The following is a 23,159-nucleotide window of genomic DNA, read 5'->3' as shown; positions in this document are numbered from 1 at the left end:
TCTTCCGGCACACCCCGGAGGGCACCGCCTTCGCGGTCGACGTGCACCACAGCGGTGACGCGGTCATCGTGCTGGTCTCGGACGCGGGGGGCGGTATCGCGGACCCGAAGGCGGCCCTGGCGCGCGGCGGGGCCCGGGACGCGGCGACGAAGCCGACCGTGACGGACTGCCCGGCGGCGAGCTGCTTGTTCCAGCTCGCGGGCCGGACGGTGACGTGGCTGCCGCTGACGGTGTGCTCGCCGTTCCACAGCGAGCTGAGCTTCGTGCCCGCGGGCAGGTCGAACTCGAGCGTCCAGTCGTTCTTCGCGGCGGCGGTGTCATTGGTGACGACGTACTGCCCGGTGTACCCGCCGGTCCAGCCGCTGGTCCGGGTGTACGCGGCGCCGACCGCCGACGCCTGGGCCGTGCCGGTGAGGGCGAACACCGTCCCGCCGATCACCGCGGCCGCGACGACCGAGCCGATCACCTTGGTCCTGGTGCCCATCGTGCGCCGGTGCGTTCTGGTGCCCATCGCGTTCCTGCCTCGTCGTACGGGAGTGGGGGATGCGGGAGCACGCTAGCGGCTGCGGAACGGGCAAATGGGGTGAGCCGGGCCCGGGTTGATGTTCTTAGGGTTGGCTTAAGGAGCGCATCGGCCGCGCTAAAGGTTCGCGCGTCCCGAGCCCCGGTGGCGCCGCTGCCGTCCCACCCGGTGGCCGCGTCCGCGTCGTTCCGGGCGCTGTCCGTCGAGCCCGATCCAGACCCGGACCTCCGTACCGCCCAGCACCGAGCGGCCGATGCGCACGTCCCCGCCGGTGGACTCCGCGACCCGGCGGACGATGTCGAGCCCGAGGCCGGTCGAGCCCACCGCGTCCCGGGCCCCGCCGCGCGCCAGGGCCGCCTTCGGGTCCGCGATACCGCCCCCCGCGTCCGAGACCAGCACGATGACCGCGTCACCGCTGTGGTGCACGTCGACCGCGAAGGCGGTGCCCTCCGGGGTGTGCCGGAAGACGTTGCCGAGCAACGCGTCGAGCGCGGCGGCCAGTTCGGGGCGAGCCACCGGAATCCGCAGCGTGCGCTCCACCCCGGCGAGGCGCACCTCGCGGCCCTCGTCCTCGGCCAGCGCGGACCAGAAGTCCATCCGCTCACGGATCACCTCGGAGGCGTCGCAGCCGGCGCCCGGACCGCCCGGCTGGGTCTGCGGGCGCTGCTCGCGGGCGGTCCGGATGATGGTGTCGACCTCGCGCTCCAGCTGTTCGACGGCCGCCCGGGTCTGCTCGGCCGCCGGGCCCTCGCCCAGGGACGCGGCGTTCAGCCGGAGGACGGTGAGCGGGGTGCGCAGCCGGTGCGAGAGGTCGGCGGCCAGCTCGCGTTCGTTGGCGAGCAGCTGGACCACCTGGTCGGCCATGGAGTTGAACGCGACGGCCGCGGAGCGCAGTTCGTCCGGTCCCTCCTCCGGCACCCGGGTGCCGAGCCGCCCCTCCCCCAGGTCGTGCGCGGCGCCCGCGAGGCGCCGGGCGGGCTCGACCATGCGCACGCCGAGCCGGTCGGCCACCGCGACCGAGCCGACGATCAGCGCGACGCCGACGCCCGCCAGGATCAGCCAGGCGGTGGTGACCCCGTGGGAGACCGCGTCCTCGGGGACGAACACCTCGACGACCGCGATGTCGTGGGGCCCGACGGCGGTCGGCTGGAGCAGCACGGAGCCGCCGGTGACCTCGGTGATGGCGGCGCGTCCCGAAATGCGTACGGTCTCCAGGTCCTTGGCGGTGGCGTGCCCGTGGCCGATGTCCACCGCGAGGCCGTCGGGTTCGCCGGAGGCCGGGATGTGGACGGCCATCCGCCCGGCGGCGCCCGGTTCGGTGGTGAGTACCGCCTTCTGGAGCTGGGCCCGGTCGGTGGTGATGGAGAGCGTGGGGCCGATCGTGGCGGCCTGCCGTTCGGCGTCCGAGAACGCGCGGTCGCGGGCCATCTCCTTGACGACGAGGCCCAGCGGCACGGCGAAGGCGAACACGACCATGGCGGTGACGGCCAGGCAGACCTTGACCAGCGCCCATCTCATGCCGGCCGCTCCGGCGCCGGGGCCTGGAGCTTGACGCCGACGCCGCGCAGCGTGTGCAGGTAGCGGGGCCGGGCCGCGGTCTCGCCGAGCTTGCGGCGCAGCCAGGAGAGGTGGACGTCGATGGTCTGGTCGTCGCCGTAGGACTGCTGCCAGACCTCGGCGAGGAGTTCCTTGCGGGGGACGACGACGCCGGGCCGCCCGGCCAGGAAGGTCAGCAGGTCGAACTCGCGGCGGGTGAGGTCGAGGGCGGTGCCGTCGAGTTCGGCCTGCCGGCGCAGCGGGTCTATGGAGAGCCCGCCGACCTGGATGACGCGCGGGGGCGGTGCCTCGCCGCCGGTGGCGCGGGCCCGGCGGAGCACGGCGGCCATCCGGGCCGAGAGATGCTCCACGGAGAACGGCTTGGTGAGGTAGTCGTCGGCGCCGTCGTTGAGCAGCCGGACGATCTCGCTCTCGTCGTCGCGGGCGGTCGCGATGATGACGGGGACGTCGGTGATGCCGCGCAGCATCTTCAGGGCCTCGGAGCCGTCGAGATCGGGCAGTCCGAGGTCCAGGATGACCACGTCGAAGCGGAAGTGGGCGACTTCGCGCAGCGCTTCCAGCGCGGTGCCGACGCTCCGTACGGTGTGGGAGGCCTCCGTCAGGTGCCGGATGAGGGCGGAACGTACGAACTGGTCGTCCTCGACCACGAGCACACTGGGCATGGGCGGCACCGTACGCCATCGGACCCCTACGGGCGTCATGTCCACCGGGTTCGTGGGGCAGGATATTGAAGATGCAACGAGGTCTCGTACACGCGCTGGCGTGGTCGCTCGCCACCGGCGCGGCGGTCACGGTGTCGTGGTGGGGTGTGCACGCCGTGCTGGCCGGCACGGTGTACGACCCGCCGCGCGCGGTGCCGATCTCGGCGCCGACGACGGAGAGCCTGGTGTCCTCGACGCACCGCCCCGCCCCGTCGGCCTCGCCGAGCCCGAAGCCCCGGGCCACCACGCCGAAGCCGTCCGCGCCGCCGTCCCGTACGCCGTCGCCCTCGCGCACCCCGTCGCCCAACACCCCGCGCCCGGCGTCCGGGACCGCCGGCACCCCGGCCGGGCAGGCGCGGAGTTACGCGACGGACGGCGGCCGGGTCGTGTTCGAGATCGGGGCGGACTCGGCGGAGCTGGTGTCCGCGACCCCGGAACCGGGCTGGTCGATGCGGGTGTGGTCCAACTCGACCTGGATCCGCGTGAACTTCGCCAGGGACGACGGCACGACGGTCTCCGTCTTCTGCACCTGGAACGACCACGCGCCCCAGGTGGACATCGTCAACTCGTAGAACCGCTCAGTGGAACGCGTTCGGGGGCGGCGGCGGTGACGGGTGGGCGTCCGCGTCGTGCACGGGGGCCGCGCCGCCGGTGAAGTCCGCGAGCGCCCGGCCGTGTTCGACGCGTCCGGGGTGCGGATCGGTCGCCACCCGGCGGGTGAGCTGCGCGATCTCGGGCACGGTGTCGGAGGCGAGCAGCACGGCGTTGCCGAAGCGGCGGCCCCGCCAGACCGTGGGGTCGGCGGCGAGGGCGAGTTCGGGGAAGACCGTGGCGGCGGTGGCGATCTGGCCGCGCAGATGGGCCAGCGGCGGCCCGTCCGCGAGGTTGGCGACGTATGTCCCGCCAGGCTTCAGGACCCGGCGCACCTCGGCGAGGAACTCGGTGGTGGTCAGGTGGGCCGGCGTACGGGCGCCGCTGAAGACGTCCGCGATGACGAGGTCGGCCCAGCCGTCCTGGATCTTCCCGAGTCCGGCGCGGGCGTCGGTGGACCTGACCCTGATCCTGGCCTGCGGGTCCAGCGGCAGTTCACGGCGCACCAGCTGGACGAGGGCCGCGTCCACCTCGATGATCTGCTGGGTCGACCGGGGGCGGGTGGCGGCGATGTACCGGGCGAGCGTGAAGGCCCCGCCGCCCAGGTGCACCACGTGCAGCGGCTGCCCGGCGGGGGCGACGAGGTCGGCGATGTGCCCGATCCGGCGCTGGTACTCGAAGGAGAGGTACGCGGGGTCGTCGAGGTCGACATGGGACTGCGGGGCCCCGTCGATCGTCAGCGTCCAGGCACGGCGGCGCTCCCGGTCGGGCACCAGCTCGGCGAGGCCGCCGTCCACGGGCTCGGAGACGTTGCCCGCGGGGGCTCCGCCGCGACCGGCCCCACGCTGCTTGCGGTCGCCGCCGCCGGCCGCTCCTCGACGTGCCACTGCTTCTCGCCCCTGCCCACTGCTCACCGTGTCCGGGACGGACCGATCCGCGCGGCCCGCCGTCCGGCCATTATCGGTGCGGCGGGGCGGTCCGGCTCAGCGGCAGTTGTCGGCGGCCTCGATCAGCCGGGCGGCCTGGTCGAGCGCGTCGCGCAGCACGGCCGGGTCGGTGACCGGGGTGTCCGCGGCGGGCGGCAGCAGCCAGCCGCTGCCGGAGACCGGCGGCTCGGCGGGGATACGGAGCCCGCGGCCGTCGGTCCGCGTACAGGCACTGCCCGGTACGTCCCAGCCCTGCGCGGTGCCCGGCGGCACCAGGAAGCCGAGGGTGTCGCAGGTGCCGTCGTGGATGACCGGCCCCACGGCCTCCCGCGCCGCGCGCCGGCGCAGGATGTCGACGGCCTCCAGCCCCTGCCGGGCGGGCACGGTCACCAGATCGCAGGGTTCGTCGGCGGACGCCGTACCGCCCGTCGCCATGTCGATGTGCAACAAGGGACCTCTCCTCTCATCGCCGGAGCCGCGTTCCGTCTCCACAGGGACCAACGCGCCGACCACGTCAAGGGCTACGGTGCGACACCGCCGCAAAGGGTGGCAGTTCATGGCGGATCGCGACCGAGATGCCCGCTTCATCCGGAAACGCTGCGTGTGCGACTCGTCACAGCAGGTACGTTCTTGCTCCGCCGGGACACCGGAAACAACGCCCGGCTCGCACCGAGAGGGCCACGCCATGGTGTCGACAGGGGCCGTTCCCAACCTCGCCTTCCGGCGGCTGCGCGGACCGCGCTCCGCCGGGGAGTTCGCTGCCGCGGTCCGCAGGTCCGCTCGCGAGATCGGCGAGCAGGTCGCCTGCGACGCCCGGTACATCGGGCGCGTGGAGTCCGGCGAGATCCGCTGTCCCAACTACGCGTACGAGCGGGTCTTCCTGCACATGTTCCCCGGGACGACCCTGGAGGACCTGGGCTTCTCGCCCCGCGCATCCGTACGCGGGCGGGCGGCCAGGCCCGCGTACGGATGCGCGGGGCGAGAAGCCCAGGTCCTCCAGGGCACTGCGCCTCCAGCATCTCCAGCTCCGCCTCGCGGAAGAAGCTCATCCATTCCGGGTCCGCCCCCGACTGCCCCGCCACCGGAGGCCGGCAGCGACACCGACGAGGAGAGCGACGTGCTGCGTCGCGTGTTCATGACGAGCGGCACCACCGCGGTGGCGGCCGTCCCCCTGGGTCTGGGCCTCGGCGGCCCTGCCGTCTCCCTGCCCCTGCAGCGCCGGGTCGGCGAGACGGAGGTGAGCGCCGTCGAGAGAGCCGTGCGGCAGATCCGGGTGCTGGACGACCGGCACGGCGGCGACCGGCTCTACCGGCGTGCCTCACAACCGCTGAAGGCGGCGTACGCGCTGCTCGACGCCGGGACCGTGAGCCGGGGCTCCACGGCGGACCGGCTGCACTCGGGCGCCGGTGAACTGGCCCTCTCGGTCGGGTGGCTGGCCCATGACTCGGGCCGCTTCGAGGACGCCCGCTCGCACTACGCGGAGGCGCTGGCCACCGCGCGGGTGGCCGGGGACGCGGCCCTGGAGGCGCACGCGTTCTGCAACACGTCGTTCCTGGCCCGCGACACGGGGCGGCCCCGGGAGGCGGTGCGGGCGGCGGAGGCGGGTCTGCGTGCCGCCGAACCGCTGGGCTCGCCACGGCTGCGGGCGCTGCTCACGCTGCGGGAGGCGGGCGGCCGGGCGGGACTCGGGGACCGTACGGGCTGCGAGCGGGCGCTCGGCCGGGCACACACCGCGTTCTCGCGGGGGCCGTCGGGGGCGGACCCGGAATGGATGAGCTTCTTCCGCGAGGCGGAGCTGGAGATGCTGGAGGCGCAGTGCTGGGCGGCGCTGGGCGAGTGGTCCCGGGCCGCGCGCCACGCGGGCCGGGCGGTACGGCTCCAGGACCCGCACTTCACCCGGAACCTCGCGCTGTACCGGGCCGAGCTGACCTGGGACCTGGCCCGTGCGGGCCGCCACGAGGAGGCGGCGTCGGCCGGTCACGCGGTCCTGGACCTCCTGGACGAGGTCCGGTCCTCCCGCATCCGCGCCATGCTCATGGACGCGGCAGCGGTGCTGGGCCCCCGGACCGGGGCGGCCCCACGGGTCCGCGACTTCCTGGACCGCCACGAGGGCGCGGCCGCGCCCGGCACGACGATGCCCGCCCCGGCCCACCCCAGCCCGTCCGGCGWTTGAGGACGGAACCGTTGCGTGCGGGGGCGGCGCGCGTTCCGGGGCCCTGGGCTGAGGTCCGAGCGGGGGCGCCCCGGACCGGGGCAGGGGGTTCCGTCCTCAATCGCCGGACGGGCTGGGTTGGCCGGGCGGGCCGGCCCCGCCAGACGCGCCGGACGGCTGGGTGTCACCGGCGCACCGGCCCCGTCACACGCGCCGGACCGGCTGGAGTTCGCACCGGTCACCGCGTGGTTCACCGCTCAAGGTGCCCCGTGTCGTTCCATTTCTGGATGGCCGGGGCGCCGTAAGCCCAGCCGAGGACGGACAGGGACGTCGGGGCCAGCCAGATGCGGGCGCCGAAGGCGATGTCCTCGCCCAGCCAGCGCGCGCCCAGCGCCCGCAGGATGTGGCCGTGGGCGAAGACCAGGACGTCGCGGTCGGCCGAGCGGGCCCACTCCACGATCTCGTCGGCACGGGCCGACACCTGGGCCGTGCTCTCCCCCTCCGGCACCCCGTCGCGCCAGATGAACCAGTCCGGCCGCCCGGCCTTGATCTCGGCCGGGGTCAGTCCCTCGTACGCCCCGTAGTCCCACTCCATCAGCGTGTCCCACGGCTGTGCGCGGTCGCCGAAGCCCGCGAGATCGCAGGTCTCGGAGGCGCGGACGAGCGGGCTCGTGCGGACCTCCAGGTCGCGCAGCTCGGCCCACGGCCCCTTGTGCAGCCGCTCGCCGAGGAGCTTCGCCCCCTCGCGTCCGGCGTCGAGCAGCGGGATGTCCGTCCTGCCGGTGTGCCTGCCGTTGAGGGACCATTCCGTCTGCCCGTGCCGGGCGAGCAGGATGCGCGGTGCCATAAAAGGGTTCTCCCTGAAAAGCTGGGACCTGGGATGCGGAATCTGAGATCTTGTTCCCATCATCCCGTACCTGCACATGAGGCAACCCGGGGGGCCGCGACGGCGTCCCACAGACCACAGATGAATCCGAGCAGCTGAGGGGTGCCGACCACACCCCCGGGGGACACGCGGCCGACGCGCACCGTACGGTTGAACGCCCGCAGTCGGCCGCATGAACACGTGATGGAGAAGTTCCGGATGCCGCACGCCACCACCGCGCCCGCTCCGCTCCACCGGCTCCGCTGGTGGACCGAGCTGCCGCTCCTGGCCCTGGTGTACGCGGCGTACTCCGGCGGCCGGCTCCTCGTACGCGGTGACGTGTCCACGGCCGTCGACCACGGTCTGCGCATCCTGGACCTGGAAAAGGCGCTGTTCCTGAACGCGGAGCACCCGCTCAACCGCCTGTTCACGGCGCACGCCTCCATAGGCATACCCTCCGACTTCGCGTACGCCTCCCTGCACTACGTGGTCACCCCGGCCGTCCTGATCTGGATGTTCCGCCGCCACTCGGCCGCGTACCGCAGGGCCCGCACCTGGCTGATGACCTCGACCATGCTCGGTCTGATCGGCTTCACGCTGATGCCGACGTGCCCGCCCAGGCTGCTGGACGCGAAGTACGGATTCGTCGACACGATGGCCCAGTACAGCTCGTACGGCTGGTGGGGCACGGAGGCGAGCGCGCCGCGCGGCATGGGCGGCATGACCAACCAGTACGCGGCGATGCCCAGCCTGCACGTCGGCTGGGCGCTGTGGTGCGGCATCCTGCTGTGGCGCCACGCCAAGCACCCGGCGCTGCGGGCCGCGGGCATCGCCTACCCGCTGCTCACCACGTTCGTCGTGATGGGCACCGCCAACCACTACTTCCTCGACGCGGTCGCCGGCTGCGCCGTGATGGGCGTCGGGGCCCTGCTGGCCCGGCCCGTGATACGGCTGGCCGACCGGGTCAGGGCCGCGGTCCTGCCCCGCTTCGCCCAGGTGTCCGCGACCACGAAGTCCCCGGATGTCAGTGCCGGGTGCAAGACTTCGGCGGGTGAGCGAATCCCCGGCCAGCGGACCTCCTCCGCAGAACCGTCCGACGCGGCAGCAGCGGCCGGTCCGCCTGCCCGGTCCGATGTCGCCGCCGATGCCGGACGGACCCCCGACGGAGACCCTGCGGCGGCGTCTCGCTGAGCTGAGAGGACCGGCGGTCGCCCCGCGCCCGCTGGACGCCCGCGCGCTCGCGGCCCTCGCCGCCAACCCGGGCTGCAAGCGCCGCGCCCTGCTCGACGGCGCCGGGGTCGACAAGGGTGCGCTCGCCTCCGCGCTGGGCTCACCGGCGCCCTTCGGCCAGTCCCAGTTCGCCTTCATGCGGGGCAACGCCTTCGAGGCCCGGGTCAAGGCCGACGGCGGTACGGAGCTGATGCGCCTGCTGCACGAGCGGCTCGGCGGCTCCGGTGAACCGCCGCGTGACGTGGCGGTGCCCGATCTGACGGCCGCCGGGCCCCAGGGCCGCGCGGCCCGGACCGCGCTCGCGCTGCGGGAGGCGACGGAGTCGGGCGGCTGGGCGCTGCTCGACCACCCGATGCTCGCCCTGGAGGTCGCGGGCTCGCCCGCCTATCTGGAGCCGGACGCGGTGGTGGTGCACCCCGACGGCACCTGGACGGTCGTCGAGATCAAGTCGTTCCCCATGATCGACGGTTCCGCCGACGCCGCGAAGGTGGGTGCGGCGGCCCGCCAGTCCGCGGTGTACGTGCTGGCGCTGGAGCGGGTCGCGGAGGTCACGGACGGGGCCCGGGTGGGCCACCGGGTGCTGCTGGTGTGCCCCAAGGACTTCTCGAACCTGCCGGCCGCCTCCGTCGTCGACGTACGCAAGCAGCGCGCCGTCACCCGCCGCCAGCTGACCCGGCTCACCCGCATCGAGGAGATCGCAGCGGCCCTCCCCGAGGGCGCCACCTTCGACCCGGAGCGCTCCCCCGAGGACCTGGAGACGGCCGTCGAGTCGGTCACCGCGGCCTATGCGCCGGAGTGCCTGTCCTCCTGCGAGCTGGCGTTCCACTGCCGGTCCCGGGCCCGCTCCGAGGGGGCCGTCGAGGCGCTGGGGCGCGGGGTGCGGGGCGAGCTGGGCGGCCTGACGACGGTCGCCGGGGTGCTGGCGGCGGCCGCCGGCAAGGAGGGCGATCCGGCCGACCCCGCGGTCGCCGCCCTGCGCCGCGCTGCGGCCCTGCGCGCCGAGGCACTGGAGGGGTGCGCCGCATGTCACTGATCACCACGCTGGCCCGGCTGGAGGCCGTGGAGAGCGGGCGCGCCAGGCCGACGGCCACCGTGCGCCACCGCCGGCTGACCGGCCGGCCGCTCGTCCTGGTGCCGCTGACCACGGCGGGCGAGGCGGGCGCCCCGCTCGGCGCGCTCGTCGGTACGGACCGGGAGGCGCCCCGGCTGCTGGCCGTGGCCCAGCCCCGCGACCGGGACCTGCGCTTCGCGTTCCTCGCCGAGCTGGCCGAGGCGGTCCTGCCGCACATCGAGTCGTACGCGGACGTCGTCGAGCCGGCCGAGCGGGGCGAGACCGATCCGGCGACCGGGAAGCGCGTCAAGGTCGAGACCGAGCTGTGCGTGGACGCGGCGCAGCTCGTGGTGCCGAGCCGGGCGGGCGTCGAGTTCGTCCGGCTGCTGGGCCGCTCGATGCGCTTCCGCCGCACCGCCGAGGACGACCCGGACACGCCGTATCCGGCGCCCGCCCGGGTCCCGCTGCTCGGGCGCTGGCTGACGCACTACGGCGAGCGGGCCCGGGTCCCCGGCTCCTCGCTGCTGCTCGCCTGCACGGATCTGCTCAACCGGCACTGGGCGACCGGCCAGTCGAATCTGGAGGACCAGCACCTGGGGGCCCTGCTCGCCTGGATCGACCCGCCGGCCGGCGAGTCCGGCGCGGAGGCGGCGCTCCGCGCGGAGCTGGCCCGGGACGCGGCGGGGCAGCTGCTGTGCCCGCCGGCCGGCCCGGCCACCGACCCGGACTTCGACAACCGGCTGCTGGCCCCCGCGATCGAGAAGTACGACCGGGCGCGCGCTTCGCTGGCGGCGGCCGAGGACGGGCTCGCCGCAGATGCCCGGCTCGCGGAGCTGACCGGGGCCGAGCGCGAGATCAGGGCGCTGCTCGCCGGGGTGCTGCGGCCGACCTGGGACGCGGTGTGGCGGGGCCTGGACCTGCTGCGGGAGCTGCCCGAAGGGGCCAGGACCGAGGACCGCTGGACCAGGGACCGCTGGTCGTTCACCGCCCATCGCGACCGGGTGCGCTCCGGTGAGCCGCCGCAGCCGCGCCGGGACGACGCGGTGACGGCCGCCCGCAAGCTGGCCGCGCGCGAGACGGCCCAGGCACAGCTGGAGGCGCAGGAGGCGCTGGACGATCCGCTGGTGCTGGCGGGCCGGCGGCTGGCCGGGGAGGCGTTCCTCGGGGAGGTGACCGCGGTGGAGATGGCGTACAGCGAGTCGAAGCGGCCCTCGCCGCGCCCGCTGGTCACGGTCCGCACGGACGAGCGGCCGCAGCTGGGCGAGGGCGTCAAGGTCTACCGCTCGCTGGACGGCAAGCCGCAGACCGCCCAGTTCGTGGCGTTCGGCCCGGCGGACGAGGAGGAGGGCGGCGCGCGCTCGCTGGTGCTGCGGATCACCGACCGGATGGGGCGCGGCAAGGAGCCCGCCCCGGGGTCGGTCCCGGAGCCGGGCGACCGGATCGCCTGGACCCTGTTCGAGCACGACCAGCGCGGCGGGCCGCAGCTGCCGGACGCCGAGGAGACGCCGTGGACCCACGGCGGTCCGCCGGGCGGCCTCGAAGCGGCCGAGCTGCCCGACCCCGTGACCCCGGAGGACCTGCTGTGACGGCCGTATTCGACCCGGGCGCGGCGGCGGGCCTGGCCACCGCGAGGATCCTGGACGACACGCTGAACGGCACGGCCCGGGGTGTCGTGGTGGACTCCCCGCCGGGCGCGGGCAAGTCGACGCTGGTGGTGCGCGCCGCGCTGGAGCTGGCCGCGGCGGGCCGCCCGCTGATGGTGGTCGCGCAGACGAACGCGCAGGTGGACGACCTGGTGGTGCGGCTCGCGGAGAAGGAGCCCGAGCTGCCGGTGGGCCGGCTGCACAGCAGCGACTCCGATCCGTACGACAAGGTGCTGGACGGCCTGGAGAACGTACGCAAGTCGGCGAAGGCGGCGGATCTGGCGGGGCTGGACGTCGTCATCTCGACGGCGGCGAAGTGGGCCCATGTGAAGAACGTGGAGCCGTGGGGGCAGGCGATCGTCGACGAGGCGTACCAGATGCGCTCGGACGCGCTGCTGGCCGTGGCCGGGCTGTTCGAACGGGCGCTGTTCGTGGGCGATCCGGGTCAGCTGGACCCGTTCTCGATCGTCGGCGCGGACCAGTGGGCGGGGCTGAGCTACGACCCCTCGGCGAGCGCGGTGAGCACGCTGCTCGCGCACAACCCGGAGCTGCCGCAGCACCGGCTGCCGGTCTCCTGGCGGCTGCCGGCGTCGGCGGCTCCGCTGGTGTCGGACGCGTTCTACCCGTACACCCCGTTCCGCAGCGGCACGGACCACGGCGACCGGCGGCTGTCCTTCGGGGTCGCGTCGGACGGGTCGGCGGCGGACCGGGTGCTGGACGAAGCGGCGGAGTCGGGCTGGGGGCTCCTCGAACTGCCGGCCCGGCACACCCCGCGCACCGATCCGGAGGCGGTGCGGGCGGTCGCCCTGGTGGTGCGCCGGCTGCTGGACCGGGGCGGCGCGGCCACCAGTGAGCGGTCGCCCGATCCGGCGCCGGTGACGGCGGACCGGGTCGCGGTCGGCACGGCCCACCGCGACCAGGCGGCGGCGGTGCGCGCCGCGCTGGCGGAGCTGGGGGTGACGGGGGTCGCGGTGGACACGGCGAACCGGCTGCAGGGCCGCGAGTTCGACGTGACGGTGGTGCTGCACCCGCTGTCGGGCCGCCCGGACGCCACCGCGTTCCATCTGGAGACGGGCCGGCTGTGCGTGCTGGCCTCCCGCCACCGGCACGCGTGCATCGTGGTCTGCCGCGAGGGCGTGGCGGACCTGCTGGACGAGCACCCGTCGACGGAGCCGGTCCAGCTGGGCGTCACCGTGGAGTTCCCGGACGGCTGGGAGGCGAACCACGCGGTGCTGGCACATCTGGCGGAACACCGGGTGCGCCTGCCTTGTTGAGTGCGCCGGGGGCGCGGCCGGGCCGCCGCGCGCCCCGGTGGCGGGAGTGATGCGCCCTTGCGGCGCACTGGACAATTGAGGGTGGCCGTCGGAGCCGTCCGAGGAGGAAGACCACATGGCACAACCCGAGCGGAGCGAGCAGCAGCGGCTGCGTCCCGCACCCCTGCTCTTCGAGCCGGCCGCGGCCGTCGCGGACCCGGAGCACTTCTTCGACCTGGAGTCGATGGACGATCCGAAGGAGCTGCTGGGGCGGGCGACGGAACTGGCCCTGGCGTTCCGCGCGGCAACCGACCGCGCGGTCGAGTTCCAGGCGATAGCCGCGGCCCAGCTGGCCGATCCGCGCCGCTTCGACCGGCTCACGACCGCGGACATCGCGCGGCGGGCGGAGTGGACCGAGGACTACGCGAAGAAGATGGTCGAGTTCGGCCGCACCCTTCTGAACGCGCCGCCGCCGTCGTAGCGTCCGGCAGCCCGGGGGTGACGCCGGGTACCACCACCGGCATATGCCCGCGCGAACCATACTCCTCGCGCGGTTATCGTGTCCCGATTTTCGGCAACTCTCGGAATCCGGTTGATCACTCCCGGTAGACCTGTGCACATGACCGCATGGCTGCCCGACGAAACGACCCTGCACCATGGCGACGGACCCCGTCCCGGCGCCGGACACGAGGCCGACCTCTTCTCGGCGCTGCGCGAGCCCGCGCGGCACCAGACGGCTCAGGTGACCGCGGCCGGCGCCGCGTGGCTGGCCGGGGCCACGGCGTACCCGCGCAGCGCCCTGGCGCAGTGGGAGTCACGCCCGACGGCGCCCGGGGTCCTGCCGTGCGGCACGGCGTTCGACGTGGTGAACGTACCGACGCTGTTCGGGCGCCGGATGCTGGAGCACCTGTGGGCCGACGGACCGGGGTCCGGCCCGGTCGCCTCGCACCGGGGCCGGATGCTGCTGTTCGCCACCCCGGGCACGGCCCAGCGGCTGCCCTCGCTGCTGGACTGGGAGGAGTGGGGCGGCGCCCCGCAGAGCCAGGAGGGCGACGGTGCGAAGGTGCCCCCGCTGCTCTGTCACGGCACCGGGGACGCGGTGACGGTCCCGCCCCTGACCTGCATCGAGGGCTATACGGGGCCCCGCTGGCTGGTGGCCCCGGACACGCGCAGCCCCTGGCTTCCGGGCCCGGACGTACTGCTGTGGGCCTGTGTGCGGGTGGCCCGGTCGGCACCCGCTCCGACGCCCCGTATTTCGATTTTTCCTCTCACCGATCAGGGTGCTAAGGTCTACGACGTCAGCAGGCGCCGCTAGCTCAGTTGGTTAGAGCAGCTGACTCTTAATCAGCGGGTCCGGGGTTCGAGTCCCTGGCGGCGCACAGACGGAAGAAGCCCCTCGCGAGAGCGAGGGGCTTCTTCGTTGTCCGGTACGGGCCCGGGTCAGGTCCCCGTGGTGATGCGGACGGTCCAGGAGCCCGACGGCGTACGGTCGGCGACCTCGACGGTGGCGTGCGCGCCGGGTACGGAGTACGTCTCGCCGACGCGCAGCGGTGCGTCCGCGAGCGGCGGGTAGACCGAGCTCTCCCAGCAGGCGTCGCTGTCGGGGTGCGTGTCGAGCACCTCGACCGGGCCACCGCCGGACGGGGTCTCGTTGCGCACCCGGTAGAGCAGGATGCCCTCGGCGCAGGTCGAGCGGTCGTTGCCGGTGGAGCCACGGGCCTCGATGGCGACCGCGCTGCCCTCGCCGGTCCTGATCACGGCAAGCCGGGTGCCGAGGGACGCACCGCGCACGGGGACGGCGGCCATCGGTTCGAGGGTGACGACCCGGTCGCTCTGGACGCAGACCACCTGCCGGTCGTCCAGCCAGCCCAGCTTCCACTTGTGCCAGCCGAAGAGGTCGGGCGCAAGCCCGAACTGGCTGCCCATGACGTCCCAGTCGCCGACGTAGGTGTCCCAGTCGCCCTTGCCGTCGGACGGCCGGTGGTAGAGGTCCGGCAGGTCGAAGACGTGGCCGGTCTCGTGGGCCAGCACGTTGTGGTCCGGCGGGTGCTGTTCGAAGACGGTGACGACGCGCCTGATGTCCGTGCCGTCGGCGTGCAGCGGCCGGTCGAAGTTGACGACCTTGGTGGCGTCGGAGTCGACGCCGGGGGCGTCCGGGTCCGCGACCAGGTAGACGATGTCGTAGCGCGAGAAGTCGACCGTGGGGTCGGCCACCCGGATCGCGTCGCGCAGGTAGGCGCTGCGCCGGTCGCTGGCCCAGTCACGCTGTATGCCGTACCAGGCCGAGGGCTTCGGCATCCGGATCCACTGCCGCTGCGGGTGCGGGCGCAGGGTGAACTTCCCGTACGAGGCACGCCGGAAGAACTGGGTGGTGGCCGGGAAGTAGTCCGAGGTGAGTTCGGCGGGCGTGGTGGCCGGCCGGGCGTCGGAGAACGAGAGGAAGACCATCACCGCGTCCAGGGTGTGGTCCGGGCGCGGATAGGCACCGTTCCACCGGTCGACGCCGAGGGAGTGGTGGGCGGCGGTGCGGGGCAGTGCGCAGGGGGCGGCGTCCCCGGAGGCGGCGGCAGCGGGCCCGGCGACGAGGGAGGTGGCGACGAGCGCCAGCAGCGAGATCAGCCCGGCCACCAGCCCTCGCGGGCTCGGCCTCTCCACCCCTGAGGGCCCGGACTGACGCGGCACATCTACCTCCGGTACGGGGAGCGCATCCCTCCGGTGCGGGGCGCGGACGGTTTCCGGCGCGGGCCCCAGGCACGACCCCGGGAACTCTCCTGTCCACCTTGTGGGCTTATGGGCGTTTCGTCACGTCGGGCTCGCCCAGTCGGGTCGGGGGCTTAATCGGCCACGCCCTTCACAGAAAGTCACAATCGATCACGCGCGCAACCGGAGAGAACAGAGGCGCGCAGAAACAATCAGTCGGGGACAAACCGGAACGGCGTCCGCATGGGCCGTGCGAGTCGGAGCGGGGCGTCCGAGGGCCGGGGCGCTGGAACGGCCGGGGCGCGGCCCTCTATGCTTCACCTCGCTTTCCTGCGCGGTTCCCGCCTCCCACGGCGGTGCTCCACGCGGCGGGCCAGTCCGACCGGAGGTGTCCGGGACAGAACTGCAGGGCGGAGCGAACGGTGAGCGCAACCCCCGAAGGACCGGGGCCCACGGCACCCCCTGCACAGCGCCCCGTGGTGACGGAGCGTCACGAAGCGTGGCCGCCCGGCGCGTCCGCCACCGAGGCGCACGACTACCGGGCCGCGTTCCGGGCCGCCACCCTGCCGATGGCCGTCGTCGGCCCCGAGGGCCTGATCGTCACCGCCAACGAGGCGCTCGGCGCGCTGACGGGCACCGGCGCGGCGGCGCTCACCGCGCAGTCGGCGGCCGATCTGGTCGACCTGGCGGCGGACGCCCGCGCCTGGCACGCGTACCGCGAGGTGCTGCACGGCCGGCGCACCCGCTTCCGCTGCACCCGCCGGCTCAAGCACCCCGACGGGCGCGCGCTGTGGGCCGAGATCACCGTCGTGCCGATGCCGGACGCCACGGAGGCGGACACGGGCGCTGCGCCCGGTCAGGTGCTGCTCTCCGTCGCGGACGTCAGCGACCGGCGCGAACTGCAGAAGCGGCTGCACCACCTCCAGATGCACGACCCGGTGACCCGGCTGCCCAACCGGGCGCTGTTCTTCGAGCGGCTGTCGGCGGCGCTGCGGCCCCCGCCCCACCAGGAGGGCGGCGGCCCCCGCGTCGGGCTCTGCTACCTGGACCTGGACGGCTTCAAGGCGGTCAACGACACCCTGGGCCACCGGATCGGCGACCGGCTGCTGGCGGCCGTCGCCGCGCGGCTCACGGACTGCGCCGAGCAGGAGGGCGCGTACCCGGCCGGTGCCCCGCTGGTGGCCCGGCTCGGCGGCGACGAGTTCGCGCTCCTGGTCGAGGAGTCCACCGGCACCGAGCAGCTGACCGACCTGGCGCGCACGGTGCTGGGGGCGCTCCAGCAGCCCTTCGACCTGGCCGGGCAGCGGCTCTCGGTCTCGGCGTCGATCGGAGTGGTGGAGCGGCCCGTCGCGGGCACGTCCGCCACCGGTCTGATGCAGGCCGCCGACACCACGCTGTACTGGGCGAAGGCCGACGGCAAGGCCCGCTGGACCCTGTTCGACCCGGAGCGCAACGCCCACCGGATGACCCGCCAGGCGCTGTCCTCCACCCTCCGCCCGGCCGTGGAGCGCGGCGAGTTCACCATCGAGTACCAGCCGCTGGTCGGCATGGCCGACGGGGTCGTGCGCGGCGTCGAGGCGCTGGTGCGCTGGAACCACCCGCAGTTCGGCATGCTCTCGCCGAATCGGTTCGTCGCGATCGCCGAGGAGGACGGCTCGATCGTGCAGCTCGGCCGGTGGGTGCTGCGCTCGGCCTGCCGGCAGGCCCGGCGCTGGCAGCTCGACCATCCGGCGAAGCCGCCGCTGTTCATCAGCGTCAACGTCGCGGTGCGCCAGGTCTGGGACTCCGACCTGGTCACCGATGTCGCGGAGATCCTGGCGGAGACCGGGCTCGATCCGGCGCTGCTGCAGCTGGAGCTGACCGAGTCCGCGGTGATGGGTTCGGCGGGCCGCCCGCTGCGGGCCCTCCAGGCGCTCAGCGACATGGGCGTCCGCATCGCCATCGACGACTTCGGCACCGGCTACTCGAACCTCGCCTACCTGAGCCGCCTGCCGGTGTCCGTGCTCAAGCTGGACGGCGCGTTCGTGCGCGGTTTCCGGTACGAGGACGGCACGCATCCCAGCCCCGCCGACGAGACGATCGTCGAGGCCATGGTCGGGCTGGCGCACCGGCTGGGCCTGACCGTCACCGCGGAGTGCGTGGAGACGGCCGGCCAGGCGGAGCGGCTGCGCCGGATCGGCTGCGACACGGGACAGGGCTGGCTCTACTCGCGCGCGGTCGCCCCGGAACGCATCGCCGAACTCATCGGAACCCGCGCCCCGGGGGCGTGAGCCCTACGCGTCGGGCAGCCCGTACGCGTCCGCGATCAGCCCGTAGCTGCGCAGCCGGGCCTCGCCGCTGTGGGCGTTGGCGGTGATCATCAGCTCGTCGGCGCCGGTGCGCTTGGCCAGGTCGTCGAGGCCGGAGCGGACCTCGTCGGAGGTGCCGTGGACGATGTTGACCAGCCAGTTGTCGACGAACTCGCGCTCCATCGGGGAGAAGGCGTACGCCTCCGCCTCCTCGGGCGTCGGCACCAGGCCGGGCCGCCCGGACCGCAGCCGGAGCATCGAAAGGGCACCGGTCAGCACCTGCCGCCGCGCCTCGCGCTCGTCGTCGGCGGCCAGGGCGGCGACACCGATCAGGGCGTACGGCGCGTCCAGGACCGTGGACGGCTTGAAGGAGTCGCGGTACAGCTCCAGCGCCGGGACGGTGTTCTGGGCCGAGAAGTGGTGCGCGAAGGCGAACGGCAGCCCGAGGACCCCGGCCAGCCGGGCGCTGAAGCCGGAGGAGCCGAGCAGCCAGATGGGCGGGCGCGCCGGGGACTGGACGCCGCCCTCGGCGGTGGCCTGGACGGGTCCGGGGACCGCGTGGATGCGGGCGTAGGGGTGGCCGTCGGGGAAGTCGTCGTCCAGGAACCGGGTCAGCTCCATGAGCTGCTGCGGAAAGTCGTCCGCCCCTTCGTTGAGCCGGTCCGTGCGCCGCAGTGCGGCGGCGGTGGCGCCGTCCGTGCCGGGCGCGCGGCCCAGGCCGAGGTCGACGCGGCCGGGGGCCATCGCCTCCAGGGTGCCGAACTGCTCGGCGATGACGAGCGGGGCGTGGTTGGGCAGCATGACGCCGCCCGAGCCGAGCCGGATGCGCTCGGTGCGGGCGGCGGTGTGGGCCAGGATCACGGCCGGGGACGAGGAGGCGACGCCGGGCATCGAGTGGTGCTCGGCGACCCAGTAGCGGTGGAAGCCACGGCGCTCGGCGAGCCGGGCGATCTCCACGCCGGTGCGCAGGGCCTGGCTCGCCGTGCGGCCCTGGCCCACGGTCACCAGATCCAGCACGGACAGCGGCACGGGGGCGGTCCCCCGGGCCGTACCGCGGATCTCGTCGCCCTGGATCCTGTCGCCCTGGATCTCGTCGCCTCGAATCTCGTCCACGTTCTGGCCTCTCCGGTGGTGCGCTTAGTGCCTCGTCCGTTCGGAGAGCGGAAACAGGAGGATGGCTCCGTTTATTCCGGGCCGCTGCCTCTCAGCTCTTCTTCCCGTGGGCGTACGCCCGTCCGCTCCCCCAGCTCACCGGGGCCGGCGGCTGCTCGCGGTTGGCGAAGAGCGTGCCGAGCCGGGGCGCCCAGGCGGGGCGGTCGGCCAGCCGCAGGGCCTCGCGGGCCGCCACCTGGCTGGCGGTGAGGACGGGCTTGCCGAGCGCCTCCTCCAGCTCGGGGAGGTGGGCGGCGGTGTGCAGGGAGGTGTCGGGGATCAGGACGGCGTCCGCGTCGGGGCGGTCGGCGGCCCTGGCCAGTTCGAGCACCCGGTCCGCGTCCCAGGACGCGGCCTCGGCGGCGTCGGTGACGCCCGCCGCGTGCACGCCGGTGACCTCCACGCCGGTCTCCCGCAGGAACGCGGCGAACCGCTCCGCGACGGCCTCGGAGTAGGTCGCGGCGACCGCGACGCGCTCGGCACCCAGCTTCCGTACCGCGTGGACGAAGCCGATGGAGGTGCTGGACGCGGGTACGCCCGCCGCACGGGCGAGGGCCGCGACCTGGTCGTGGGCACCCTGCCACCCGTACAGGAAGCTGCCGCCGTCGCAGGCCCAGACGATGGACTGGACCCCGGAGCGCTGCAGCTCCTCGATGCCCGCGGCGAGCCGGCCGGGGGTGCCCAGTGCGCGCAGGGCGTCCTCGGCGTAAGCGCCGTCCGGGCTCTCGGTGTGGTGGACGACAAGTCTGATGGTGCTGTCGAGGAGGATCTCCATGCGCGGGTAGTCGTCCTCGGCGAAGTGACCCGGGTAGAGGAATCCGACGGTCGTCATGTCCACCCTTTCTCTGCACCTGCGTCCGTGCCGCGGCGGATCGCCCGCCGCGCCCGCCGCGCGAACCGGCGGCGGCACTGACCGGTTTCCCCGCTCCTGTTCCAGTATTCCGCCATCCGCCCCGGATCTCGCCCCGGGCGGCCGGCCGCGTGCATGAACGGCGACCGCACGGGCACCCGTCGCGGTACGGAGCCTCGTACGGGACATCCCCTACGAAACCCCGCCTTCCGGCCTGCCACCGGACACGGGAAGGTCACCCTCCGGCCACCGTTCGATTACATGCGCCTTCTTTCTGAATAGACGTACGGGATCGGGCAGGCGCCCAGGGCCTGCCCGGCGGGTCTTCGTGGATCAGCCCGCGGCGTCTGGTGCGTGCTCTCGGCGTGCGCCCGGATCGCCCTCGTACTGGACGTACTTGGGTGATGCGGGCGTGCGGCGAGAGTGCGTGCCAGGCGTCGCGGGCCCACGAAGACCCGCCGGACAGGCCCAAGCCTGTCCGGACTGTTCGACCCCTTCAGGAGATTGCGAACCATGGCTGACTTCCCGAACCTGTCCCGCCGGGGATTTCTCAACCGATCGGCAGCGGTGGGCGGTCTGCTCGTCGTCCCGGGCCTCCTCGCCGCGTGCAGCAAGACCGGCGCCGACTCCGCCGACGGAGAGGGCGCCCTCGCGAAGCTCCGCAAGCAGGGGTTCGTACGCGTCGCGTACGCCGACGAGGCGCCGTACGGGTACATGGAGGGCAAGGAACTCAAGGGCGAGGCGCCCACGTTGCACCGCGAGATCTTCAAGGCCCTCGGTGTCGACGAGCTGAAGCCCACCCTCTCCGAGTGGGACGGCCTGATCCCCGGACTCCAGGCCGGCAAGTACGACGTGGTCAGCGCCGGCATGGCGATCACCCCGGAGCGCTGCGCCAACGCCCTCTTCTCGGAACCGGAGTTCATCTCGCCGACCGCGATGATGGTGAAGAGGGGCAACCCGAAGAAGGTCACCGACCTGGCGTCGGCGAAGGCCGCCGGAATCACCCTCGGCGTGATGGCGGGCGCGGTCGAGGGCTCGTACGCCAAGGGCGCGGGCATCCCCGAGAGCAGGATCAAGACCCTCCAGAAGCCGCAGGACGGGGCGGACGCGGTCAAGGGCGGCCGGATCGACGCCTTCCTGCTGACCGGCATCTCGCTGCGCTGGCTCGCCAAGACCAACGAGGGCACCGAGGTCACCGAGGCCTTCCTGCCCGAGCTGGACGGCGCCAAGCAGTACAGCCCCGGCGGCGCCGTCTTCCGCAAGGGCAACGAGGAGCTGCGCGACGCCTTCAACCGCGAGCTGAAGAAGATCGTCGCCGACAAGTCCCGCTATGTGGAGCTGCTGCGCGACTACGGCTTCGGCGCGACCGAACTTCCGCCGGCCACGCTGAAGACGGCTGATCTGTGCAAGGGCTGACAGGGACGGGACCCACCGCATGAATGATTTCTTCTCGGCCTTCGCCGACGATCTGCCGCAACTGCGGTCGGGCCTGTGGGTGACCCTGGAGGCCACGGTCCTGGGCGCGCTCCTCGCGCTGCTCCTGTCGTTCGTGCTGGGCCTGATGTCGCTCAGCCGGCTCCTGCTGTCGCGCGGGGTCTCCCGCGTGGTCGTGGAGTTCTTCCGCGGCACCTCGCTGTACGTGCAGCTGTTCTGGCTGTACTACGCGATGCCGCCGCTGACCGGGTACGAACTGACGCCGCTGGTCTGCGGGGTGCTCGCGTTCGGCCTCAACTACGGGGCGTACGGCGCCGAAGTGGTGCGCGGCGCGGTCAACTCCGTACCGCGCGGCCAGTACGAGGCGGCGCTCGCGCTGAACATGTCGCCGCTGCACCGGATGCGCAAGGTGATCCTGCCGCAGGCGTGGGTGCAGATGATCCCGTCGTTCACCAATCTGCTGATCCAGCTGCTGAAGGCGACCCCGCTGCTGTGGCTGATCTCGGCGGCGGACCTGATGACCGCCATCGAGAAGCTGCGCAGCCGTACGGGTGAGACCCTCACCGCCTACGTCACGCTGCTGGTCTGCTACTTCGTCCTGGCGTACGCGCTGACCCTGCTGATGAACCTGCTGGAGCGGTCCGCCAAGCGGCGGCTCGGTCTGGCCACCGGCGGGAAGAGCCTGCTGAAGTCCCGCAGCGCCGTGAACACCGCCCAGACCGCCGGAGGTGCCGGGTGAAGAGCGATTTCGACTGGGGCGCCGTCGGTGACGCGCTCCCCCTGCTCATCGACGGGTTCTGGACGACCCTGCTGGCCACGGTGCTGGGCACCCTGGTCGCCGCGGTCCTCGGGCTGGCCATCGCGGTCGCCGGACGTGCCCCGTCCCGGCTGGTGACCGTGCCGGTGAAGGCGGTGATGGAGTTCATCCGCTCCACCCCGCTGCTGGTGCAACTGGTGGGCGCCGCAGCCCTGTTCACCTCGGTGGAACCGCTGACGATCGGCATCGTGGTGCTGGGCGTCCACTACGCCACGTACACCTCCGAGGTGTACCGCGCCGGGATCGACGGGGTGCCGAAGGGCCAGTGGGAGGCCTGCCGGGCGCTCTCGCTGACGCCCCGCCGCACCTGGCAGGCGGTGATCCTGCCGCAGGCGGTCCGCAACGTGCTGCCCGCGCTCGGCAACTACGCGATCTCCATGTTCAAGGAGACGCCGTACCTCGCCGTGATCACGGTGCACGAAATGGTCTACCAGGCCCGCAACTACGGGACCGAGCACTTCCGCTACACGGAGGCGTTCACCCTCGCCGGACTGATCTTCCTGGTGGCGAGCTACCCCACCTCGCTGTTGATGAGAAAGCTGGAGAAGCGCCTTGGCCACTGAACCCCTCCCCCTGCAGAAGAACGCGGCCCCGGCGCCCGAGGACGCCCGGACCGTCGACGCCGCGAAGGACGAGGGGCATCCGCTCGTCCGCTTCGACAAGGTCGTCAAGCGCTACGGCGACCATGTGGTCCTGGACCGGCTGGACTTCACGGTCGAGCGCGGCGAGCACGTCACCCTGATCGGGCCGAGCGGTTCGGGCAAGACGACGATCCTGCGGCTGCTGATGACGCTGGAGCGGGTCAGCGACGGCGTGATCTGGATCAACGACGAGCCGCTGACGCACACCCGGGCGGCGGACGGCTCGCTGAAGCCGGCGTCCGAGAAGCATCTGCGGGCGGCCCGCCGCAGGATCGGCATGGTCTTCCAGCAGTTCAACCTCTTCCCGAACATGAAGGTGCTCCAGAACATCACCGAGGCGCCCGTCAACGTCCTCGGCATGGACCGGGACAGGGCGGAGGCCCGCGCCCGGGAGCTGCTGGAACTCGTCGGCCTGTCCGGCAAGATCGACGCGCATCCCTCACAGCTCTCCGGCGGCCAGCAGCAGCGGGTCGCCATCGCCCGCGCGCTCGCGATGGAGCCGGAGATCCTGCTCCTGGACGAGGTGACGTCGGCGCTGGACCCGGAGCTGGTCGCGGGGGTGCTGGAACTGCTGAGCGACATCGCCAGGAACACCGACATCACGATGCTCTGCGTGACGCACGAGATGAACTTCGCCCGGGACGTCTCGGAGAAGGTGCTGATGTTCGACGCCGGACGGGTCGTGGAGTCCGGTTCGCCGGAAAAAATCTTCTCCGATCCCTCGCACGAACGCACACGCGAATTCCTCAACGCGGTGCTGTGACCTCGGCATCCGTGGCTCGTGC

The 23,159-nt window shown here is 73.3% G+C and carries 22 protein-coding genes and 1 tRNA gene; 14 read left to right on the top strand and 9 right to left on the bottom strand.

Features of this window, described 5'->3' with window-relative positions; translation table 11 throughout:
• From EAO73_RS16900 to EAO73_RS16890, 3 genes are all read right to left on the bottom strand, one after another.
• On the bottom strand, positions 1 to 511 hold a 511-nt coding region (locus tag EAO73_RS16900; RefSeq protein WP_224756351.1), incomplete at its 3' end, for a cellulose binding domain-containing protein.
• Positions 512 to 640: 129 nt separating this feature from the next.
• Positions 641 to 2,041, bottom strand: a complete 1,401-nt coding sequence (locus EAO73_RS16895; protein ID WP_147972392.1) for a sensor histidine kinase — start codon at positions 2,039 to 2,041, stop codon at positions 641 to 643.
• Positions 2,038 to 2,742, bottom strand: a complete 705-nt coding sequence (locus EAO73_RS16890; protein WP_147972391.1) for a response regulator transcription factor — start codon at positions 2,740 to 2,742, stop codon at positions 2,038 to 2,040. The genes EAO73_RS16895 and EAO73_RS16890 overlap by 4 nt, the downstream gene beginning before the upstream one ends.
• 71 nt (positions 2,743 to 2,813) lie before the next feature.
• Between EAO73_RS16890 and EAO73_RS16885 the strand changes: the two genes are divergently transcribed.
• Positions 2,814 to 3,353, top strand: coding sequence for a hypothetical protein (locus EAO73_RS16885; protein ID WP_147972390.1), 540 nt, complete (start codon positions 2,814 to 2,816; stop codon positions 3,351 to 3,353).
• Between the two features lie 6 nt (positions 3,354 to 3,359).
• Here the strand turns inward: EAO73_RS16885 and EAO73_RS16880 are convergent, their stop codons facing one another.
• Positions 3,360 to 4,259, bottom strand: a complete 900-nt coding sequence (locus EAO73_RS16880; protein WP_224756350.1) for a spermidine synthase — start codon at positions 4,257 to 4,259, stop codon at positions 3,360 to 3,362.
• 96 nt (positions 4,260 to 4,355) lie between these two features.
• The gene (locus EAO73_RS16875; protein ID WP_147973484.1) at positions 4,356 to 4,733 is read right to left on the bottom strand and encodes a hypothetical protein; all 378 of its coding nucleotides are present in this window, start codon (positions 4,731 to 4,733) and stop codon (positions 4,356 to 4,358) included.
• 250 nt (positions 4,734 to 4,983) lie between these two features.
• On the opposite strand from EAO73_RS16875, the gene EAO73_RS16865 reads away from it, so the two are divergent.
• Positions 4,984 to 6,471 (top strand): tetratricopeptide repeat protein, encoded by a 1,488-nt coding sequence (locus tag EAO73_RS16865; protein ID WP_191134111.1) that lies wholly within the window; start codon positions 4,984 to 4,986, stop codon positions 6,469 to 6,471.
• A gap of 229 nt (positions 6,472 to 6,700) precedes the next feature.
• Here the strand turns inward: EAO73_RS16865 and EAO73_RS16860 are convergent, their stop codons facing one another.
• Complete coding sequence (locus EAO73_RS16860) at positions 6,701 to 7,297, bottom strand: histidine phosphatase family protein (RefSeq protein WP_147972387.1); 597 nt, start codon at positions 7,295 to 7,297, stop codon at positions 6,701 to 6,703.
• A 237-nt stretch (positions 7,298 to 7,534) separates the two neighbouring features.
• Between EAO73_RS16860 and EAO73_RS16855 the strand changes: the two genes are divergently transcribed.
• The 7 genes from EAO73_RS16855 to EAO73_RS16825 all read left to right on the top strand — a co-directional run bounded on the left by EAO73_RS16855 (position 7,535) and on the right by EAO73_RS16825 (position 13,871).
• Positions 7,535 to 8,506 (top strand): phosphatase PAP2 family protein, encoded by a 972-nt coding sequence (locus tag EAO73_RS16855; protein WP_191134182.1) that lies wholly within the window; start codon positions 7,535 to 7,537, stop codon positions 8,504 to 8,506.
• A complete protein-coding gene (locus tag EAO73_RS16850) occupies positions 8,460 to 9,578 on the top strand; it encodes a hypothetical protein (protein WP_224756349.1) in 1,119 nt (372 codons plus the stop codon). Before EAO73_RS16855 ends, EAO73_RS16850 begins: the two co-directional genes overlap by 47 nt.
• Positions 9,569 to 11,182, top strand: a complete 1,614-nt coding sequence (locus tag EAO73_RS16845; protein WP_147972384.1) for a hypothetical protein — start codon at positions 9,569 to 9,571, stop codon at positions 11,180 to 11,182. Before EAO73_RS16850 ends, EAO73_RS16845 begins: the two co-directional genes overlap by 10 nt.
• Positions 11,179 to 12,513: an AAA domain-containing protein gene (locus EAO73_RS16840; protein ID WP_147972383.1), complete on the top strand. Its 1,335-nt coding sequence runs from the start codon at positions 11,179 to 11,181 to the stop codon at positions 12,511 to 12,513. The genes EAO73_RS16845 and EAO73_RS16840 overlap by 4 nt, the downstream gene beginning before the upstream one ends.
• Positions 12,514 to 12,628: 115 nt before the next feature.
• Positions 12,629 to 12,973, top strand: coding sequence for a hypothetical protein (locus EAO73_RS16835; protein WP_147972382.1), 345 nt, complete (start codon positions 12,629 to 12,631; stop codon positions 12,971 to 12,973).
• A gap of 138 nt (positions 12,974 to 13,111) precedes the next feature.
• Positions 13,112 to 13,807, top strand: a complete 696-nt coding sequence (locus EAO73_RS16830; protein WP_147972381.1) for a bifunctional DNA primase/polymerase — start codon at positions 13,112 to 13,114, stop codon at positions 13,805 to 13,807.
• Positions 13,798 to 13,871 (top strand) — tRNA-Lys (locus tag EAO73_RS16825). The genes EAO73_RS16830 and EAO73_RS16825 overlap by 10 nt, the downstream gene beginning before the upstream one ends.
• A gap of 61 nt (positions 13,872 to 13,932) precedes the next feature.
• Here the strand turns inward: EAO73_RS16825 and EAO73_RS16820 are convergent.
• Positions 13,933 to 15,174 (bottom strand): M6 family metalloprotease domain-containing protein, encoded by a 1,242-nt coding sequence (locus tag EAO73_RS16820; protein WP_412074605.1) that lies wholly within the window; start codon positions 15,172 to 15,174, stop codon positions 13,933 to 13,935.
• A 587-nt stretch (positions 15,175 to 15,761) separates the two neighbouring features.
• Here EAO73_RS16820 and EAO73_RS16815 point away from each other — a divergent pair.
• Complete coding sequence (locus EAO73_RS16815; protein WP_412075064.1) at positions 15,762 to 17,462, top strand: putative bifunctional diguanylate cyclase/phosphodiesterase; 1,701 nt, start codon at positions 15,762 to 15,764, stop codon at positions 17,460 to 17,462.
• Positions 17,463 to 17,465: 3 nt separating this feature from the next.
• Here the strand turns inward: EAO73_RS16815 and EAO73_RS16810 are convergent, their stop codons facing one another.
• Positions 17,466 to 18,593 carry an LLM class flavin-dependent oxidoreductase gene (locus EAO73_RS16810; RefSeq protein WP_147972380.1) on the bottom strand — a complete coding sequence of 376 codons (1,128 nt, stop codon included), beginning with the start codon at positions 18,591 to 18,593 and terminating at the stop codon, positions 17,466 to 17,468.
• A gap of 91 nt (positions 18,594 to 18,684) precedes the next feature.
• Positions 18,685 to 19,464, bottom strand: coding sequence for an aspartate/glutamate racemase family protein (locus tag EAO73_RS16805; protein WP_147972379.1), 780 nt, complete (start codon positions 19,462 to 19,464; stop codon positions 18,685 to 18,687).
• A gap of 531 nt (positions 19,465 to 19,995) precedes the next feature.
• On the opposite strand from EAO73_RS16805, the gene ehuB reads away from it, so the two are divergent.
• The 4 genes from ehuB to ehuA are packed head-to-tail and all read left to right on the top strand — an operon-like array spanning position 19,996 to position 23,137.
• Positions 19,996 to 20,898, top strand: coding sequence for an ectoine/hydroxyectoine ABC transporter substrate-binding protein EhuB (ehuB, locus tag EAO73_RS16795; protein WP_147972378.1), 903 nt, complete (start codon positions 19,996 to 19,998; stop codon positions 20,896 to 20,898).
• Between the two features lie 19 nt (positions 20,899 to 20,917).
• Positions 20,918 to 21,655, top strand: a complete 738-nt coding sequence (ehuC, locus tag EAO73_RS16790) for an ectoine/hydroxyectoine ABC transporter permease subunit EhuC (RefSeq protein WP_147972377.1) — start codon at positions 20,918 to 20,920, stop codon at positions 21,653 to 21,655.
• On the top strand, positions 21,652 to 22,296 hold the full coding sequence (ehuD, locus tag EAO73_RS16785) for an ectoine/hydroxyectoine ABC transporter permease subunit EhuD (protein ID WP_147972376.1): 645 nt from the start codon (positions 21,652 to 21,654) through the stop codon (positions 22,294 to 22,296). The genes ehuC and ehuD overlap by 4 nt, the downstream gene beginning before the upstream one ends.
• On the top strand, positions 22,286 to 23,137 hold the full coding sequence (ehuA, locus tag EAO73_RS16780) for an ectoine/hydroxyectoine ABC transporter ATP-binding protein EhuA (RefSeq protein ID WP_147972375.1): 852 nt from the start codon (positions 22,286 to 22,288) through the stop codon (positions 23,135 to 23,137). Before ehuD ends, ehuA begins: the two co-directional genes overlap by 11 nt.
• The last annotated feature ends 22 nt before the right edge of the window (positions 23,138 to 23,159 follow it).

Source organism: Streptomyces sp. col6 (genome assembly GCF_008042035.1).
Lineage (GTDB): Bacteria > Actinomycetota > Actinomycetes > Streptomycetales > Streptomycetaceae > Streptomyces.
The sequence above is the reverse complement of the archived record's forward strand: the minus strand, read 5'-3'. Positions and strand labels throughout refer to the sequence as shown.